This window comes from Flavobacterium sp. GSA192 (assembly GCF_006386525.1).
Lineage (GTDB): Bacteria > Bacteroidota > Bacteroidia > Flavobacteriales > Flavobacteriaceae > Flavobacterium > Flavobacterium commune.
On record NZ_VAHC01000001.1, the window covers coordinates 141342 to 157580 of the forward strand.

Sequence of the window (16239 nt, forward strand, 5' to 3'; positions counted from 1 at the left end):
TGCAAATATATTGCTATTTCTAAAATTCTTTAGTTAATTTGTGCTTAATATGAGAGCACAACATCAGGTTATTTTATCCATTGGGAGTAATCAAGGCGAACGTTTAGAGGCAATTAAGCAATGTGTCGCATTAATTCATCAGGAAATAGGAACGGTAATTCAGGTTTCCCGGGTTTATGAAACCGCAGCCTGGGGTTTTGATAGTGATGCTTTTTATAATTGTTCACTGGTTTTGCATACCTATCATTCTGCTCAACAAGTGCTCTTGAAAGCCTTGGATGTAGAGCAAAAATTAGGACGTATTAGGCAAAATGCCAGTGGTTATCAATCCCGGATTATTGATATTGACATGATTGCTTTTGATGAGGAAATTATTGATACCGAAACGCTCTCTGTTCCACACCCATTGATGCAAGATCGAAAGTTTGTATTGCTTCCTTTTCAGGATTTAAAAATTAATTGGACGCATCCTGTTTTACAAAAAAATATTTTGGAGTTAATTGAAAGCTGTCCTGATGAAGGCATTTGTGTTGCTGTGGCTGATTTAGAAAATCCGTTGCAAAAGAATTCTTTTGATAAAACACGTTATATCGCTTTTGAAGGAAATATTGGGGCAGGAAAAACCACATTGGCAACCAAAATCGCAGCCGATTTTAATACAAAAACTTTATTAGAGCGTTTTGCTGAGAATTCTTTTTTGGCTAAGTTTTATAAAGATCAGCAGCGTTATGCTTTTTCGTTAGAACTTTCTTTTCTGGTCGATCGTTACCAGCAAATTTCAGAAGATTTGGCTTCGTTGGATTTGAAGAAAGATTTTTTAGTAGCCGATTATCATGTTTTTAAATCGTTGATTTTTGCAAAAGTAACTCTGGAAGAAGCCGAATATCAATTGTATAAAAGTCTGTTTGATATTGTTTATAAAGAAATGCCTAAGCCGGATTTGTATGTTTATTTGTTACAACATCCTGAACAATTATTGGTAAACATAAAGAAAAGAGGCAGAGATTACGAGCAGGGAATTTCGGTTGAATATTTGGAAAAAATCAATAGTGCGTATTTGGCTTATTTGAATTCGCAAACCGAATTGAATGTTCTTATTATTGATGTAACCAATAGGAATTTTGTAAACAATCAATCGGATTATCTTTTTATTTTAGATGAAATTCAAAAGAGAATCAATAGCTAATTTATCTTTTTAAAGAAAAATGTCCTCGGATTTCTGGGGTTCCTTCTTCTAATTTTATCACATACCAATAATCATTTGCTGGTAATAAGGCTCCGTTGAAAGTTCCGTCCCAATTAGGATTAGCATTGTTCAGGAATTTAATAAGTTTTCCGTAACGATCAAAGATTTGTACATACGCATTAGGGTATTTTGTCATTCCTTTGATTCCCCAATAGTCATTATAGGAATCATTGTTTGGGGTGAAATATTTTGGAATACCAACTACAATTACACTTTTAGAAACTACACCACAGCCGTTTTTGTCATTAATATAAACTTCGTGAATTCCTGCTGGGACATTATTAAATTGGTTAGAATTCTGCCAAAAATTAGATGCCTCATCTAAACTGAATTCATAGTCTCCAGGTCCGGTTACATTAACGGTAATGGAATTTTCATCGGACAATTCAACGATTTCTATTGATGCAATAGTAGCTATATTGGAAGCATTTACGTTAATTGTTCTTGTTCTGCTGCAGCCTAAACTATTGATAACTTCGATAGAGTAATTTCCAATTTCATTTACGTCTATTGTAGGTGAGTTGATACCTAAATCGATTCCATCTTTTTTCCATATATAATTATAATCCGAAGTTGGAGTGTTATCGGTAATGCCTGCATCCAAAGTCACATAAAAAGTAGTTAGGTTAGAACAAACTAATTGGTTAGCACTTCCGTCAAGGTTAATATCAATATTAGGAAGAGGGTGTACATTAAATTCAATTATCGTTGAAGCAGTACAATTTAGATTGTTAGGGTTTTCAACCGTTGCGGTAATCTTTTGTGTTCCAGTTACAAATAGATTAGGTAGTGGACTAGGTAGCAAAGCACCATTTTCATCATAAAATTTTAGAGTCATTCCTGTTTGTCCACCTAAAATTGTGGTGTCAAAACCAGTGGTGTCAAATGCATATTTTCCGTCTTGTTCTAACGGATTGATTTCATCATCACAGCTAGTTGTTAATGCTGGATTTATAGAGAAAGCTTGCGGCGTTTTGTCTACAATAAATTCAATAGTAGATTCGTCATAACATTGTGCCGGAGTGTTATTGGTTACTACTGCTTTTATTATTTGTGATGTTGTTGTGAAATTTGAAGGAAAGGGACTTGAAATAAGTACTCCGTTAACATCTTTTAGAGGATCGTTGTTTGAATCAAAATAGGTTACGGTTACATTGGTTTGTCCTTTTATTAGGTCAGACTCTAAAGTAACGGTATTAAAAGTAAAGATGCCATCATCATTGTCATCACATTGGCGGCTAATTATTACTGGATGAGCAAAAGGTAAGGCCTCAACTTTTAAACTGATGTATGGGCCAAGTCCAAAACAGGCATTTTCGATTTGACTATCTACCCGCACCCAAATATCTTGGGTATTTGGATAGCCAATGTTTCGGTAGTTAGTAATGTCTGTAATTTTATTCATTTCAGCTAAAGCATCTGCTTCATTTCTGTAATAGTTGATGTTGTAAATTTCAGTGGTTGGTAATAGTCCTTGAATAGTTGCTTTTGTTGCAGAAAGATCAAAAGAACTAATACCGTCTCTGTCGTTATTGTTATTATTGCCATTACTATCTAATAAATCATCACAAACAGCAGGAACTATTATTTTGTAATTTGTAGGAATATTAGTTGCGGAAACTATTAAGCTGATTTTGGCAACACTAAAACATCCTGTAAGTGAATTGGCTACCCTAGCCCAGATATCCATGTTGGTAGAAGTAGTATTTTCGAAAGCTTGCGGATTAGAAATTAAATCAGCTGCTACTCCATTATTAGCCCCATTTAAAGAGGTATAGTAGGTGATAGTCTCGTTGTTGTAATTAGCAGAAATAGCATCGTTTTTCACGGTTAAATTAAAAAGTGTTTTTCCGTCAGGTGATGAATCACTATCACATTGTAAAATACTAATGTCATTTACAATTGGTAATGGATCAACTGTTGCAATTACTGTTTTTCTTTGGTTGATACATCCCGCATCTACATAAAAGCTAGTGGTAGAGGATAAAATAGGTGTTGTGAAACTGTTTCCAGTTGCAATTGGAGTTGTTGCAGTTTGTGAATCGTACCAGTACACCGTTCCATTTTCGGCAGTTGCTTGTAGTGTTGCTGTTCCATTTCCACATCTTGTAGCTACTGTCGTACTTGTGATTTTCGCCATGCTAAGCATCGTGCTTGCTGAAAGTAGCAAAGTAGGATCTCCAGACATGCCACCATATTCTACAATGTAGCCTGTTGGATGATAATTACCTGGAGGATCTCCATCGTTAGACAGGTCATTCCATGCGCCAGCCCTTCCTATCCCGGGTGCTGTAATGTGTGCATAATGCTCTCCAGTTGGTTTAAATGGCTGTATATTGTTGTTTGGTTCATTGTTGTTCCAATTTGCATAAAAATAAGGTGCTGTTCTTGTACCATTAATTCCTCCGTTCCAAAAAACAGTTCCGGCTTCTGGTCCTGTCATCCATTTCCAGATATTTTCTGTTTCAACATCGCTACCTCCTATCCATCCAGTTCCAGGGGCTTGAGCTCCGGCTAATTGGGCCTCCTCAGCAGAGGTTAGTGTAGCTAAATATCCCTGTAGTCCGTAGTGTTTTTTTAGGGCTGCTGCATCTTTGGCTCCAGTCCAAGAAATTCCATAGCTGCTTACATATTCATAATAATGTCCATTACTGGGTAAATAGCTTACCTGTCCATTACCAATACTTATAGAAAAACTTCTTGTTCCAGAAGGGTTAGTAGAGGAATTGTAAAATTCAACTGCTTCTATGGTAAATTTTAAATCTGAATAGGGTATTAAATTGCCAGAAGAATTAAAAATTTTTAGTTTTCCTTCAGAAGCAATAAACGTGCTTGAAATAGAAGGATTGTTTAATCTGTAATCATTGCTTAATTGCAATAGATCTTGTCCAATACTATAACCTGAAGAAATTTGAATGTAAACTGAATTAGTACTCGTTTCAGATGGGTCGTGACTGATAGTTACATTTTTCGCAATTTTTTGATACGTTTGAGGACAATATACATCGTAGCTTTCAGCTGTTATTGATGGAGGGTCAATTACAGTTGAGGTAGTAGCGGAATAATTATGATTGTAAAAAAAAAATAATACAATTACAATATGTAAAGTTTTGTTTATCATATTGTAAAAATATTATTTTTTTGAATATAGCCTTATTTAGTCCAATTTATTTTTTTAAATAAATCCCAAACAACGATTCCTGCACTTACGGAAATGTTCAATGAATGTTTGGTTCCTAACTGAGGAATTTCGATACAACCATCACATAAGGCTACGGCTTCCTGGGCAACACCATGCACTTCGTTTCCAAAAATCAAAGCGTATTTCTGTCCTTCTTTTACTTCAAAATTTTGTAGAAAAATAGCACTTTCAACCTGTTCGATAGCCAGTGTGATTACACCTTGTTGTTTTAAGGTGGCGATGGTGTCGAGTACGTTTTCGTTGTGTTCCCAAGTTACGGTTTCGGTTGCTCCCAGAGCTGTTTTGTGGATTTCTTTATTGGGAGGTGTCGCGGTGATGCCACATAAATATATTTTTTCAATCAAAAAAGCATCGGCAGTTCTAAAAACCGAACCAATGTTGTGTAAACTACGTACATCGTCTAAAACTAAAATAAGAGGTGTTTTTTCTGATTTTTTAAAGTCTTCAATGGATTTTCTCTCCAGCTCGCTATTTTCTAGTTTTCTCATTTTTTAATAATGGCATTTATTTGAAATAAAAAAAGCTTCCGATTTTAGGAAAGGAAGCTCTTTTGAGTAGTATGTAATTTAAAAATTAGCTTTTTTTAGCATCATCAGGAAGTACTGTTCCTTTGATAGTTAGGGTTTTTGACGGCTGTCCTTCTGCATTTGAAGTGATGGTAACCGTTTTTGTAAAAGCACCTACTCTGTCAGTTGCATATTTTACATTGATAACTGCTTTTGCACCCGGAGCAATTGGCTCTTTTGGGTAAGTTGGTACAGTACATCCGCATGAACCTACAGCATTTGTAATGATTAAAGGTTTGTTTCCGTTATTTGTAAAAACAAATTCACGTTTTCCATCGGCATTGTGAGGAATTGTTCCGTAATCAATAGTCTCTTTTTCAAAAACCATTCCTGCTCCGTTTACTTTTGCTATTTTGGTAGCGGTAGCTTTGATTTTTTTAGTTGTTGTTTGTGCTTTCGAGTTAGTAATTCCAAAAACAACTAGTGCAGCAAGTAAAATTATCTTTTTCATCTTAATTATATATTTTAGTATTTGTAGAACAAAACTAAAGAAAAAATCATGCCAATGACTTAAATTTTACTTAAAAATGCTTTTAATTTTTGAAGTGATAGTTATTCGTTATAAAATTTTTAAATTCGCCTTCACATTTTTCTAATAAATTAAATACGATACAAATTGGCATCTAAAGAGAAAACGCTTAAGGAAACCCCATTGATGAAGCAGTACAATGAGATAAAAAGAAAATATCCGGATGCTTGTTTACTGTTTAGAGTTGGCGATTTTTATGAGACATTTGGTGAAGATGCCATTCGCTCTGCAAAAATATTAGGAATTACATTAACAAAAAGAGGCGCGGGTTCAGAGACCGAAACGGCTTTGGCAGGATTTCCACATCATTCTATTAATACCTATTTACCTAAATTAGTCAAGGCTGGACTACGTGTTGCTATTTGCGATCAGCTGGAAGATCCTAAAATGACTAAAACCATTGTAAAGCGTGGTGTGACCGAACTTGTTACTCCCGGAGTTTCTATGAATGATGAGGTTTTGCATTCTAAAACGAATAATTTTTTGGCATCGGTTTATTTTTCAAATAAATCAATAGGGATTTCTTTTTTGGATGTTTCTACCGGAGAATTTCTTACCGCGCAGGGAAATACAGAATATATCGATAAATTATTGCAGAATTTCAGTCCGTCAGAGGTTTTAATTCAAAAGAATCATAAGAATGATTTTAAGACAAATTTTGGAGAAGATTATCATTGTTTTTATCTGGAAGATTGGGTTTATAAAGAAGATTATGCTTTTGAAACATTGACCAAGCATTTCCAGACGATTTCTTTAAAAGGTTTTGGAGTCGAAGAATTAAAAGAAGGGATTATAGCTTCGGGGGCGGTTTTGTATTATTTGTCAGAAACACAACATAACAAAGTACAACACATCACGGCTATTCAGCGTATTGCCGAAGATGCTTATGTGTGGATGGATCGGTTTACGATACGAAATCTCGAATTGTACCACAGTTACAATCCTAATGCGGTTACGCTTTTGGATGTAATTGATAAAACGCTTTCGCCAATGGGAGGACGTTTGTTGAAACGTTGGTTGGCATTGCCGTTAAAAGACGCGAATAAAATACAAAGCCGTCATCAGGTGGTGGCTTATTTGAAAGAAAATCAGGAAGTGTTGCAAAAAATGCAATACCAAATCAAACAAATTTCGGATTTAGAGCGATTGATATCTAAAATTGCTGCGGGAAAAGTGTCGCCTCGTGAAGTGGTTTACTTGAAAGAATCATTAGATGCTATTATTCCAATAAAAACGCTGTCGTTAGAAAGTCCGCAAGAAGCGGTAAAAGTTATTGGTGATAATTTGCATAGTTGCGATTTATTGCGCGAAAAAATAAAAGCGACTTTAAATCAGGATGCGCCTGTAGCTATAGCCAAAGGAAATGCTATTGCCAAAGGAGTCAATGAAGAATTAGACGAATTACGAGCGATTTCTACTTCGGGAAAAGAATTTTTAGAAGGGATTGAGGCGAGAGAGTCTGAACGCACGGGGATTTCGTCTTTAAAAATTTCGTTTAATAATGTTTTTGGTTATTATATAGAAGTTAGAAATACGCACAAAGATAAAGTTCCGACGGAGTGGATAAGAAAACAAACGCTGGTTAATGCCGAGCGTTACATTACTGAAGAGTTAAAAGAATACGAAGCGAAGATTTTAGGTGCTGAAGAAAAAATTCACAAAATTGAATCGGAATTATTTGAACAATTAGTAGCTTGGATTGCTACTTATATCAAACCTGTTCAGTTAAATGCTAATTTGGTGGCGCAACTGGATTGTTTGTGTTCTTTTACCCAATTGGCTATTGAGAACAATTATGTTTGTCCTGAACTGGATGAAACTTTCGAACTGGATATAAAAAACGGAAGACATCCTGTTATCGAAAAACAATTGCCGGTAGGTGTTCCTTATATTGCAAATGATGTTTTCCTGGATAGAGAAGCCCAGCAATTGATTATGATTACAGGTCCCAATATGTCGGGTAAGTCGGCTATTTTGCGTCAAACAGCTTTAATTGTGCTCTTGGCTCAAATGGGAAGTTTTGTTCCTGCTGATAGTGTTAAAATGGGTCTTGTTGATAAAATATTTACCAGAGTAGGAGCGAGCGATAATATTTCGATGGGAGAATCCACTTTTATGGTCGAAATGAATGAAACGGCTTCGATTTTGAATAATATCTCCGATAGAAGTTTGGTTTTGTTGGACGAAATTGGAAGAGGAACGAGTACTTATGACGGAATTTCGATTGCCTGGGCTATTGCAGAATATTTGCATGAGCATCCATCAAAGCCCAAAACATTATTTGCTACGCATTATCACGAGTTGAATGAGATGAGTGAATCTCTGACTCGAATTCAGAATTATAATGTGTCTGTAAAAGAGTTAAAAGATAATGTGCTTTTTATTCGAAAATTAGTCAAAGGCGGAAGTGCACATAGTTTTGGAATTCACGTAGCAAAAATGGCGGGAATGCCACAAATTGTGATTTTAAAAGCGCAAAAGATTTTGAAGAAATTAGAGAAAGATCATTCTAGTGATGCGTTAAACGGAATTAAATCGGATAAGGAAGAAATGCAAATGAGTTTCTTTAATCTTGATGATCCTTTGTTGGAAGAAATCAAAGAAGAGATTTTAAATATTGATATCAATTCGGTTACTCCTGTTGAAGCTTTGATGAAGTTGAATGAAATTAAACGGATGTTAACCCGAAAATAATTTTTTTTCATTTTTAAATTGAAGCAAATCAAAAGCTTAAAAAAAATATTGATTATTTTTTCGAAAAACGTTTGTGTAATCGAAAAAAGCTCTTAAATTTGCATCCGCAATACAGAACAAGTATCGCGGTTCTTTATAAGAATTGAAAAATGCGAAAATAGCTCAGTTGGTAGAGCGCGACCTTGCCAAGGTCGAGGTCGCGGGTTCGAGCCCCGTTTTTCGCTCGATTTTACATCATGCTCGGATGGTGAAATTGGTAGACACGCTGGACTTAAAATCCAGTGAACAGCAATGTTCGTGCGGGTTCAAGTCCCGCTCTGAGTACAAAGAAACCCCTTATTTTTAAGGGGTTTTTTGTTTTAGATTGGTTTTTCGTGGGTCTGAGATGGCTTGAGGTTTTTTTGTAGTATTTTATGTAAAAAAAAATAAATTTGAATTGTGTTTTATTTATTTTTTTATGTATTTTCGTGTTAATTACAAATCATAAAAAATTATAAAAAAATGAAAAAAATGTTTACGCGTTTGGCGGTAGCTTGTGGAGCTGCAATTATGTTGACTTCTTGTTATTCATACACTAGTGTAGTGGGTAATGGTGGTACGGGTAACTCAAAAGTTACTAAATGGAACCATTATGTAATTGGGGGTCTTGCGCCAGTAGGTGTTTCAGATTCTAAAGCTATGGCGGCAGGAGCAAATGATTATACTGTATTTACTAGACATTCATTTGTGAATATGCTTGTAGGTGGTTTGACATTTGGTATTTATTCGCCAACAACAACGACTGTTACGAAATAAAAAAAAGATTTGTTTAAGTAAAAAGGTTGTTCTGTGAACGACCTTTTTTTATTAAGGGAGAAATAGAAATGGGAACTTTTGTTATTAGTAAAAGATTTAGTGGTGATTATAAGTTTGAATTTACTTCTAGAAAAGGAAAAACCATTTTTACGAGCAATGCGTATGAATTGCGGATGGATTGTGAGGCAGATGCGGAGTATTTGCGATCTGTGTTCGAAAGTTGTTCTTACGTGAAATTTAAAACTTCTAAGGGGAAGTTTTTCTTTAGGGTGGTGGTTGATGGTAAGGTGATTGCAGTAAGCAGAAAATACAGTACTGAGTTGATGGTTCAGAAGGGGATTGATGAGATTGTGAAATATGGCTCAAAAGCGGAGATATTGGATTTTGCTAATAATGATTTTGAGTTTATTGATTAATTTGAGTTCTGATTTTTTATAATCTCGTTTTTGGGTATAAAAAAAGCCGTCACAATGTGAACGGCTTATTTTTTTTACTGTAATTTAAAATTACTCAGCAGCAGCTTCAGCAGCAGGAGCTTCAGTAGCAGCAGCAGCAGAATCAACAGCAACAGCAGCAGTATCAGCTACAACAGCAGCAGAATCAACAGCTACAGCAGTAGTATCTACAGCTTCTTCAGCAGGAGCCTCTTCAGCTTTTTTACAAGATACAACAGATAATACAGCAACTACAGCTAAACTTAAAAATACTTTTTTCATCTTACTTTATTATAAAAGGTTAATTATTAATTCGAGGCAAAGATATAAAATTTTTAATATGTAAAATATTTTTTCATTTTTTTTTTAAAATATTCTTCGATTATTTTTCTCACCTGGCAAAATATGGATTTTATAGGGAATGTAATAGCTTAAATGAATATGTGACTTTAAGGAATGGATGCTTTGTTAGTTGGTAATGTGTTGATTGTTAGGTTTTTGTGTTGTTGTAGAGTTGGATTTTTGTAGATTATGAAATTTGAAGCTTTCTTTTTTGAGAATTAAGGTGTTTTAATGCTTGATTTTTAAGATTTGTTTAAAGATTTTGGTCTTTCATTCTTGCGCTAAAATAAGCCGAAAATCGATTTAATTTTGATCAAATCTTTAGATGCTTTCCAATATCATATTTGTGGCACCTGTATTTGTTTTTACAAAATCCCTGCAAATAGTTCCTTTTTTGTTTCTTGTAATGTTGTCAGAAATTAATGAATCAAAAGTGTTTTGTAATTCATTTGCATTCATAATACTGATACAGCCTCCTAAATTTACTAAGGCTGTAGCTTCTGCAAAATGTGAAAAGTTTGGTCCTATAACAATTGGCACGCCAAAAGTAGCCGGTTCCAGTATATTGTGTACACCAGGATTTCCAAATCCGCCACCTACGTATGCGATATCGGCATAACTGTATATTTTGGTTAAAATCCCAATAGTGTCAATGATAAATACATCAAAGTCGGCAAGGTTTTTATTTTCTTTTTCTGAAAAAAGAACCGTTTTCTTAGAGATGCTATTTTTTAATTGTTCTATTTGCTCGGATTTTATGTTGTGAGGCGCTATGATAAATTTTAATTTATGATTGGTTGAATTGATATAATTAATCAATAAACTCTCGTCTTTTGGCCAGGAACTTCCAATAACGATAGTCAATGTGTCGTTTTTAAATTCGGAAATAAAATCCAAAGTATTGTCTTTTTCTAAAATTGTGGCAACACGATCAAAGCGCGTGTCTCCGGAAACAGCAACATTTGTTTTTCCTAATTGCAGTAATAGTTTTTTTGAAGCTTCATTTTGTACAAAAAAATAAGTGAAAGTATTTAACGCGTTTCTGTAAAACTGACCATACCATTTAAAAAATAATTGGTTTTCTCTAAAAATGCCTGAAATCAAATAAGTAGGTGTATTTTCTTTTTTTAGTTCGTTTAGGTAATTTGGCCAATATTCATATTTGATGAAGAAAGCCATTTCCGGATGAACGAGTTTTAGGAATTTTTGAACATTCTCTTTAGTGTCCATCGGTAGATATGCCGTTGCATCAGCTACAATATTGTTTTTTCTAACTTCGTAACCTGAAGGAGAAAAGAAAGTCAAAATAATTTTATACGAAGGGTATTTTTCTTTTATTTTTTCAATCACAGGCAGGCCTTGTTCGTATTCGCCAAGTGATGCCGCATGAAACCAAATGGTTTTATCGTTAGCATTTATTTTTTGCGAAAGCGTATCAAAAACCGTTTTTCTTCCGGTAATAAATAATTTCATTTTTGGGTTGAATAGCGCGATAATTTTCAATAAAAAATCCGCTAATGTAATGGTGATATTGTACAGAAAAAGCATTCGTATATTTTTTGGGGCTAAAATACATTTTCTTTGGCTTAAATTCATTGGTTTGAAATCAATAATACCTATTTTTGTTTCCGTTTTATGAAAGTTTTGTTGTTGCGTAAGAAGTGTAAAAACAACAGCTTTCTAATTATTAATAAAGTTGAAATGAAGAAAATTCAAATGGTTGACTTAAAAAGTCAATATGATAAAATTGCTACTACAGTAAATACTTCTATTCAGGAAGTTTTGGATACTAATACTTATATCAATGGACCTCAGGTACATCAATTTCAAAAAGCTCTCGAAGATTATTTGGGCGTAAAACACGTAATTCCATGTGCGAATGGAACTGATGCTTTGCAAATTGCAATGATGGGATTAGATTTAAAACCAGGTGATGAGGTTATTACTGCCGATTTTACTTTTGCTGCGACTGTTGAAGTAATTGCTTTGTTGCAATTAACACCAGTATTAGTCGATGTTGATTTAGATAATATGAATATTTCATTAGACAGAATCAAAGCAGCGATTACTCCAAAAACTAAGGCAATTGTTCCGGTGCATTTGTTTGGTCGTTCGGCTAATATGGATGCAATTATGGCTTTGGGCAAAGAACATAATCTGTATGTTATTGAAGATAATGCACAGGCTATCGGAGCCGATTTTATTTCGGCTTCAGGAACAAAAACTAAAGTTGGGACGATTGGTCATGTAGGAGCAACTTCGTTTTTCCCTTCTAAAAATTTGGGTTGTTACGGTGATGGTGGAGCTATTTTTACTAATGATGATGCTTTGGCACACATTATTCGAGGAATTGTGAATCACGGAATGTACGAGCGTTACCATCATGATGTAGTAGGGGTGAATTCACGTTTAGATAGTATTCAGGCAGCTGTTTTAAATGCAAAATTGCCGTTCTTGAATGATTATAATACTGCTCGTCGTAATGCTGCTGCAAAATACAATGCGGCTTTATCTGCTCATTCAAATATTATAACTCCTTCATTTGAGGCAAATGAAAACAACCATGTTTTTCATCAATATACATTGCGAATTATTGATGCTGACAGAAACGGATTGATGCAGTATTTGTTAGACAAAGGAATTCCTTGCGCTATTTATTACCCAATTCCGTTGCATTCGCAAAAAGCATATTTAGATGCAAGGTATAAAGAAGAAGATTTTCCGGTAACGAATCAATTGGTAAAAGAAGTAATTTCGTTACCAATGCACACCGAATTAGACGATGAACAAATACAATTTATTACTGATAGTGTTTTAGAATTTTTAAATAAATAAAAATGAAAAAGTATTTTCTATTGTTTGTTTTGATTTCGGTTTCCAATTGGGCACAAACAAAAGCAGTTTCTAAAGAAGAAAGTACTGTTGCAAATAGCGTTGAAGCTTTTAGAAAAGCATTAATTGATCCAACAGAAAGCAATTTGAAAGCCTTGACTTCAAAAGATTTAAGCTACGGACATTCTAGTGGTGTACTACAGGATCAAAAAGTTTTTATTGAAAAATTGCTCAATGGAGAATCTGATTTTGTGACGATAGAATTTCAAAATCAAAGTATTCAAGTTACTGGAGATGTTGCCATAGTAAGACATAATCTAGCGGCACATACTAAAGACAGCGGTGTCGAAAAAGACATAAAAATTGGAAACGTACTCGTTTGGCAAAAACAAAAAGACAAGTGGTTGCTGATTGCCAGACAGGCTTTTAAATTACCTCAGTAAAAAAACTATATAAAAGTAAAAATCCCAGATTGTCAAAATTGATAGTTTGGGATTTTTTGTTTTAAAGTATTAGTTGTAAATTCGTTAGAAGAAAAAAGAAAGGCCATGAATGCAAAAGGGAAAAAATCTAAAATAGATAAAGTAGAAGAACCTGCTACTGCTTACGAGTTTTCTAAAGGGAAACAACAAGGCATTGATCACGCTACATTTGATTTTGATACTGAATTTGCAAATGGGTACACTCCAGAAGAGTTTAAGGCTGAAATGAAGAAAAGAATTAGATTATGGTGGGGGAAATAAAAAAATGGTTTTGATTTAAGTCATTGCGAGGAACGAAGCAATCACATAACGAGAGCAACTAGGGAGATTGCTTCGTTCCTCGCAATGACAAGTTAATGAATTATAAAAAAATCCCAAATTATCGAAATAGATAGTTTGGGATTTTTTGTTGGATTATTTTTTAGCAGCTTCTTTTAACTTATTTGCGGCTTCATCCATTTTTTCTGCTCCTTTTTCAAGGATTTTTCCTGTTTTTGATTGGGTTGAATCAATGGCTTTTTCAACTTTTTCAGCCACAGTATCCATTTTTTGCTCTACTTCGGCTCCAACGGCTTCTTTAGCATCTTCTAGTTTGTCTTTTGTTTTGTCTTGGCAGGAAACCATCGCAACCAGCATAAAAGCTGCTGCTAAAATTGTTTTTCTCATGTGTAGGATATTTAAGATTTGAATTTAAAGCATTGTCTTTCAAATATAAAAAAAATCTCCGTAAACTTTCGCTTACGGAGATGTATTTATAAAAACAATTCTTCTTACAAGACTAATTCAGAATATAGTTTTTCGAAAGTCTGGTCTAAATCGCTGCTAAATCCCGAATGGGGTCTTGAAGTTTGAATACTCGAACTTTTAACAGCAGTAAGCCATCTAAATCGTTCGTCTTTTTCAAATTGAGCAATAGGTCCTGCTTCCTTTTTGCCTTCGCAAATGGCTACAAAAGAATCTAAATTGATTTTGAGTTGGTCTAAATCAAATTCATTGCAAAACAAGCTGATTTTAGCAACAGGAATTTGATATTGAATTCGTAAATATTTTTGACGCTTGGAATAAAGCATCAAACCTACATTTATAAATTCTTCGCGTTCTACTCTTGGTACAACACGAATGACAGCATAATCATATAAGTGTTGTTCTTGCATCTTGAGCTTGTTTTAAAAATATTTCAGCATTTTTCAAGCGTAAGCTTAAAAACTGGAAATAGATGTTTTTAATTTCTTCCGGGCTTATGGATTGATCTTCCCATTGTAGCCAGTCTTCCGGAATTTGGTTTACAATTTCTTTTAAAATAGCATCGTTTAATAGGTTGGAGTATTGTGAATGAGCTTCTTCTAGTTTTGATGCTTTTGGTAATAAAACATGATCTTTAATTAATGTAAATGGAGTAAGGGCTGTTTTTTCCCAATTAATCCAGGAATGATGAAAATAAAAAGATGCCCCGTGATCAATAAGCCAAAGTTCTTTTTTCCAAATTAAAAGATTGGTGTTTTTAAAGGTTCGGTCAACATTAGTAATAAAAGCATCTAACCAAACAATTTTTGATGCCAATAAAGCTTCGCAATCATTTGCAGCGGCATCAAAGGTAATTGCTCCTGATAAATAGTGTAGGCCTAAATTTAAACCCTGACTAAACTTTAATAAATCCTGAATTTCTTCGTCAGCTTCTGTTCTCCCAAAGGCTTCGTCTAAGTGTGCAAAAACTAATTCAGGAACAGGTAAACTTAATTGTTTTGCTATTTGACCGCCTAAAAATTCAGCAATTAATGCTTTTACCCCATGACCGGCTCCTCTAAATTTTAATACATATTTAAAATCATCATCAGCTTCTGCTAAGGCAGGTAAGGATCCACCTTCCCGAAGTGGCGTAATGTATCGTATAACGTTTACTGTTCGTAAATCTAAAATCATAAATTTGGAATTCTTTTAACAAAGATAACTAAAATTAAAGGATGCATTCTTTTCTGTATTGTTGTGCTGAATTTCCTTTTTTATAAAAATAAAAATCCTCAAAAACCGAAGTTTATGAGGATTCTATTTATTATAGTGTTGGTTTTCAATTCTGAAATCTAACTTCTGAAATCTGCAATTTTATGCATTTGCAGTAGCAGCTTCTTTGTTGATTTTTCCAATTAGTCCCGCTAATACTTTTCCAGGACCTACTTCGGTAAATAAAGTAGCACCGTCAGCAATCATTTGTTGAACTGATTGTGTCCACTTTACAGGAGCTGTCAATTGAATGATTAGGTTTTTCTTAATTTCATCTGCATCCGAAACTGCGCTTGCTGTTACGTTTTGATATACAGGGCAAATAGGAGCAGAGAAAGTAGTTGCTTCGATTGCAGCAGCTAGTTCTTCTCTTGCAGGTTCCATCATTGGGGAGTGAAAAGCACCACCAACAGGTAATAATAAAGCACGTTTTGCACCTGCTTCTTTCATTTTTTCACAAGCTAATTCTACTGCTTTAAATTCTCCCGAAATTACTAATTGTCCAGGGCAGTTGTAGTTTGCAGCCACTACAACTCCGTCGATAGAAGCACAAACTTCTTCCACAATGTTATCTGCTAATCCTAAAACGGCAGCCATAGTTGAAGGAGTGATTTCGCATGCTTTTTGCATGGCCAAAGCTCTTTGAGAAACTAATTTTAATCCGTCTTCAAAAGACAAAGCACCATTGGCAACCAAAGCTGAAAATTCGCCTAAAGAATGTCCCGCTACCATTTCCGGTTTGAAATCTTCTAAAGTTTTAGCCAAAATTACCGAGTGTAAAAATACTGCCGGTTGCGTTACTTTAGTTTCTTTTAATTCTTCGGCAGTTCCTTCAAACATAATGTCTGTGATGCGGAAACCTAATATTTCGTTTGCTTTTTCAAACAATTCTTTTGCTAATGGAGAGTTTTCATATAAGTCTTTACCCATTCCTGTAAACTGTGCGCCTTGACCTGGAAATACGTATGCTTTCATCTGTATTTGTTTTATTTTTATAATTTAAAGATTGAAAAATTATATTCAATCGGGATGCAAAAGTAGTATTTTTTTAGGATTTATATGAAAAGATAAAAGTGCATAAAAGAAAACCTCCCTGCTTGCTAATGAAGTAGGGAGGTT

16 protein-coding genes and 2 tRNA genes are annotated in these 16239 nt (G+C 34.4%); 9 read left to right on the forward strand and 9 right to left on the reverse strand.

Annotated elements, in window-relative coordinates; all coding sequences use genetic code 11:
• Positions 1-49 precede the first annotated feature (49 nt).
• Positions 50-1186 (forward strand): 2-amino-4-hydroxy-6-hydroxymethyldihydropteridine diphosphokinase, encoded by a 1137-nt coding sequence (gene folK / locus FDM27_RS00660; RefSeq protein WP_140484806.1) that lies wholly within the window; start codon positions 50-52, stop codon positions 1184-1186.
• Position 1187: 1 nt separating this feature from the next.
• Here folK and FDM27_RS00665 read toward each other — a convergent pair whose 3' ends face one another.
• The 3 genes from FDM27_RS00665 to FDM27_RS00675 all read right to left on the reverse strand — a co-directional run bounded on the left by FDM27_RS00665 (position 1188) and on the right by FDM27_RS00675 (position 5465).
• Positions 1188-4367 (reverse strand): T9SS type B sorting domain-containing protein, encoded by a 3180-nt coding sequence (locus FDM27_RS00665; RefSeq protein WP_140484807.1) that lies wholly within the window; start codon positions 4365-4367, stop codon positions 1188-1190.
• 32 nt (positions 4368-4399) lie between these two features.
• Positions 4400-4936 carry an RNA methyltransferase gene (locus FDM27_RS00670; protein ID WP_140484808.1) on the reverse strand — a complete coding sequence of 179 codons (537 nt, stop codon included), beginning with the start codon at positions 4934-4936 and terminating at the stop codon, positions 4400-4402.
• Positions 4937-5021: 85 nt separating this feature from the next.
• Entirely contained in the window at positions 5022-5465 is a 444-nt protein-coding gene (locus FDM27_RS00675) for a DUF1573 domain-containing protein (RefSeq protein WP_140484809.1), read from the reverse strand.
• 165 nt (positions 5466-5630) lie between these two features.
• Between FDM27_RS00675 and mutS the strand changes: the two genes are divergently transcribed.
• From mutS to FDM27_RS00700, 5 genes are all read left to right on the forward strand, one after another.
• Positions 5631-8237, forward strand: coding sequence for a DNA mismatch repair protein MutS (mutS, locus tag FDM27_RS00680; RefSeq protein WP_181161613.1), 2607 nt, complete (start codon positions 5631-5633; stop codon positions 8235-8237).
• A 151-nt stretch (positions 8238-8388) separates the two neighbouring features.
• Positions 8389-8461: transfer RNA gene (locus FDM27_RS00685), tRNA-Gly, on the forward strand.
• 14 nt (positions 8462-8475) lie between these two features.
• Positions 8476-8561 (forward strand) — tRNA-Leu (locus tag FDM27_RS00690).
• Positions 8562-8738: 177 nt separating this feature from the next.
• The gene (locus tag FDM27_RS00695; protein ID WP_071184873.1) at positions 8739-9032 is read left to right on the forward strand and encodes a Bor family protein; all 294 of its coding nucleotides are present in this window, start codon (positions 8739-8741) and stop codon (positions 9030-9032) included.
• A 68-nt stretch (positions 9033-9100) separates the two neighbouring features.
• Positions 9101-9448, forward strand: coding sequence for a YegP family protein (locus FDM27_RS00700; protein WP_071186273.1), 348 nt, complete (start codon positions 9101-9103; stop codon positions 9446-9448).
• Between the two features lie 90 nt (positions 9449-9538).
• On the opposite strand, the gene FDM27_RS00705 is transcribed toward FDM27_RS00700, so the two are convergent.
• Both FDM27_RS00705 and FDM27_RS00710 read right to left on the reverse strand, forming a co-directional pair.
• Positions 9539-9748, reverse strand: a complete 210-nt coding sequence (locus FDM27_RS00705) for a hypothetical protein (RefSeq protein ID WP_071184874.1) — start codon at positions 9746-9748, stop codon at positions 9539-9541.
• A 381-nt stretch (positions 9749-10129) separates the two neighbouring features.
• On the reverse strand, positions 10130-11356 hold the full coding sequence (locus FDM27_RS00710) for a 3-deoxy-D-manno-octulosonic acid transferase (RefSeq protein ID WP_140484810.1): 1227 nt from the start codon (positions 11354-11356) through the stop codon (positions 10130-10132).
• A 153-nt stretch (positions 11357-11509) separates the two neighbouring features.
• On the opposite strand from FDM27_RS00710, the gene FDM27_RS00715 reads away from it, so the two are divergent.
• The 3 genes from FDM27_RS00715 (at position 11510) to FDM27_RS00725 (ending at position 13383) form a co-directional block, all read left to right on the forward strand.
• Positions 11510-12643, forward strand: coding sequence for a DegT/DnrJ/EryC1/StrS family aminotransferase (locus FDM27_RS00715; protein ID WP_140484811.1), 1134 nt, complete (start codon positions 11510-11512; stop codon positions 12641-12643).
• A 2-nt stretch (positions 12644-12645) separates the two neighbouring features.
• Positions 12646-13083 (forward strand): nuclear transport factor 2 family protein, encoded by a 438-nt coding sequence (locus FDM27_RS00720; protein WP_140484812.1) that lies wholly within the window; start codon positions 12646-12648, stop codon positions 13081-13083.
• Positions 13084-13188: 105 nt separating this feature from the next.
• Positions 13189-13383 (forward strand): hypothetical protein, encoded by a 195-nt coding sequence (locus tag FDM27_RS00725; protein ID WP_140484813.1) that lies wholly within the window; start codon positions 13189-13191, stop codon positions 13381-13383.
• 153 nt (positions 13384-13536) lie between these two features.
• Here FDM27_RS00725 and FDM27_RS00730 read toward each other — a convergent pair whose 3' ends face one another.
• The 4 genes from FDM27_RS00730 to fabD all read right to left on the reverse strand — a co-directional run bounded on the left by FDM27_RS00730 (position 13537) and on the right by fabD (position 16095).
• The gene (locus FDM27_RS00730; protein WP_071184876.1) at positions 13537-13788 is read right to left on the reverse strand and encodes a hypothetical protein; all 252 of its coding nucleotides are present in this window, start codon (positions 13786-13788) and stop codon (positions 13537-13539) included.
• 104 nt (positions 13789-13892) lie between these two features.
• Positions 13893-14276: a DUF3037 domain-containing protein gene (locus tag FDM27_RS00735; protein WP_140484814.1), complete on the reverse strand. Its 384-nt coding sequence runs from the start codon at positions 14274-14276 to the stop codon at positions 13893-13895.
• A complete protein-coding gene (locus tag FDM27_RS00740) occupies positions 14254-15042 on the reverse strand; it encodes a HipA family kinase (protein ID WP_140484815.1) in 789 nt (262 codons plus the stop codon). The genes FDM27_RS00735 and FDM27_RS00740 overlap by 23 nt, the downstream gene beginning before the upstream one ends.
• A gap of 180 nt (positions 15043-15222) precedes the next feature.
• Positions 15223-16095 (reverse strand): ACP S-malonyltransferase, encoded by an 873-nt coding sequence (gene fabD, locus FDM27_RS00745; RefSeq protein ID WP_071184879.1) that lies wholly within the window; start codon positions 16093-16095, stop codon positions 15223-15225.
• Positions 16096-16239 lie beyond the last annotated feature (144 nt).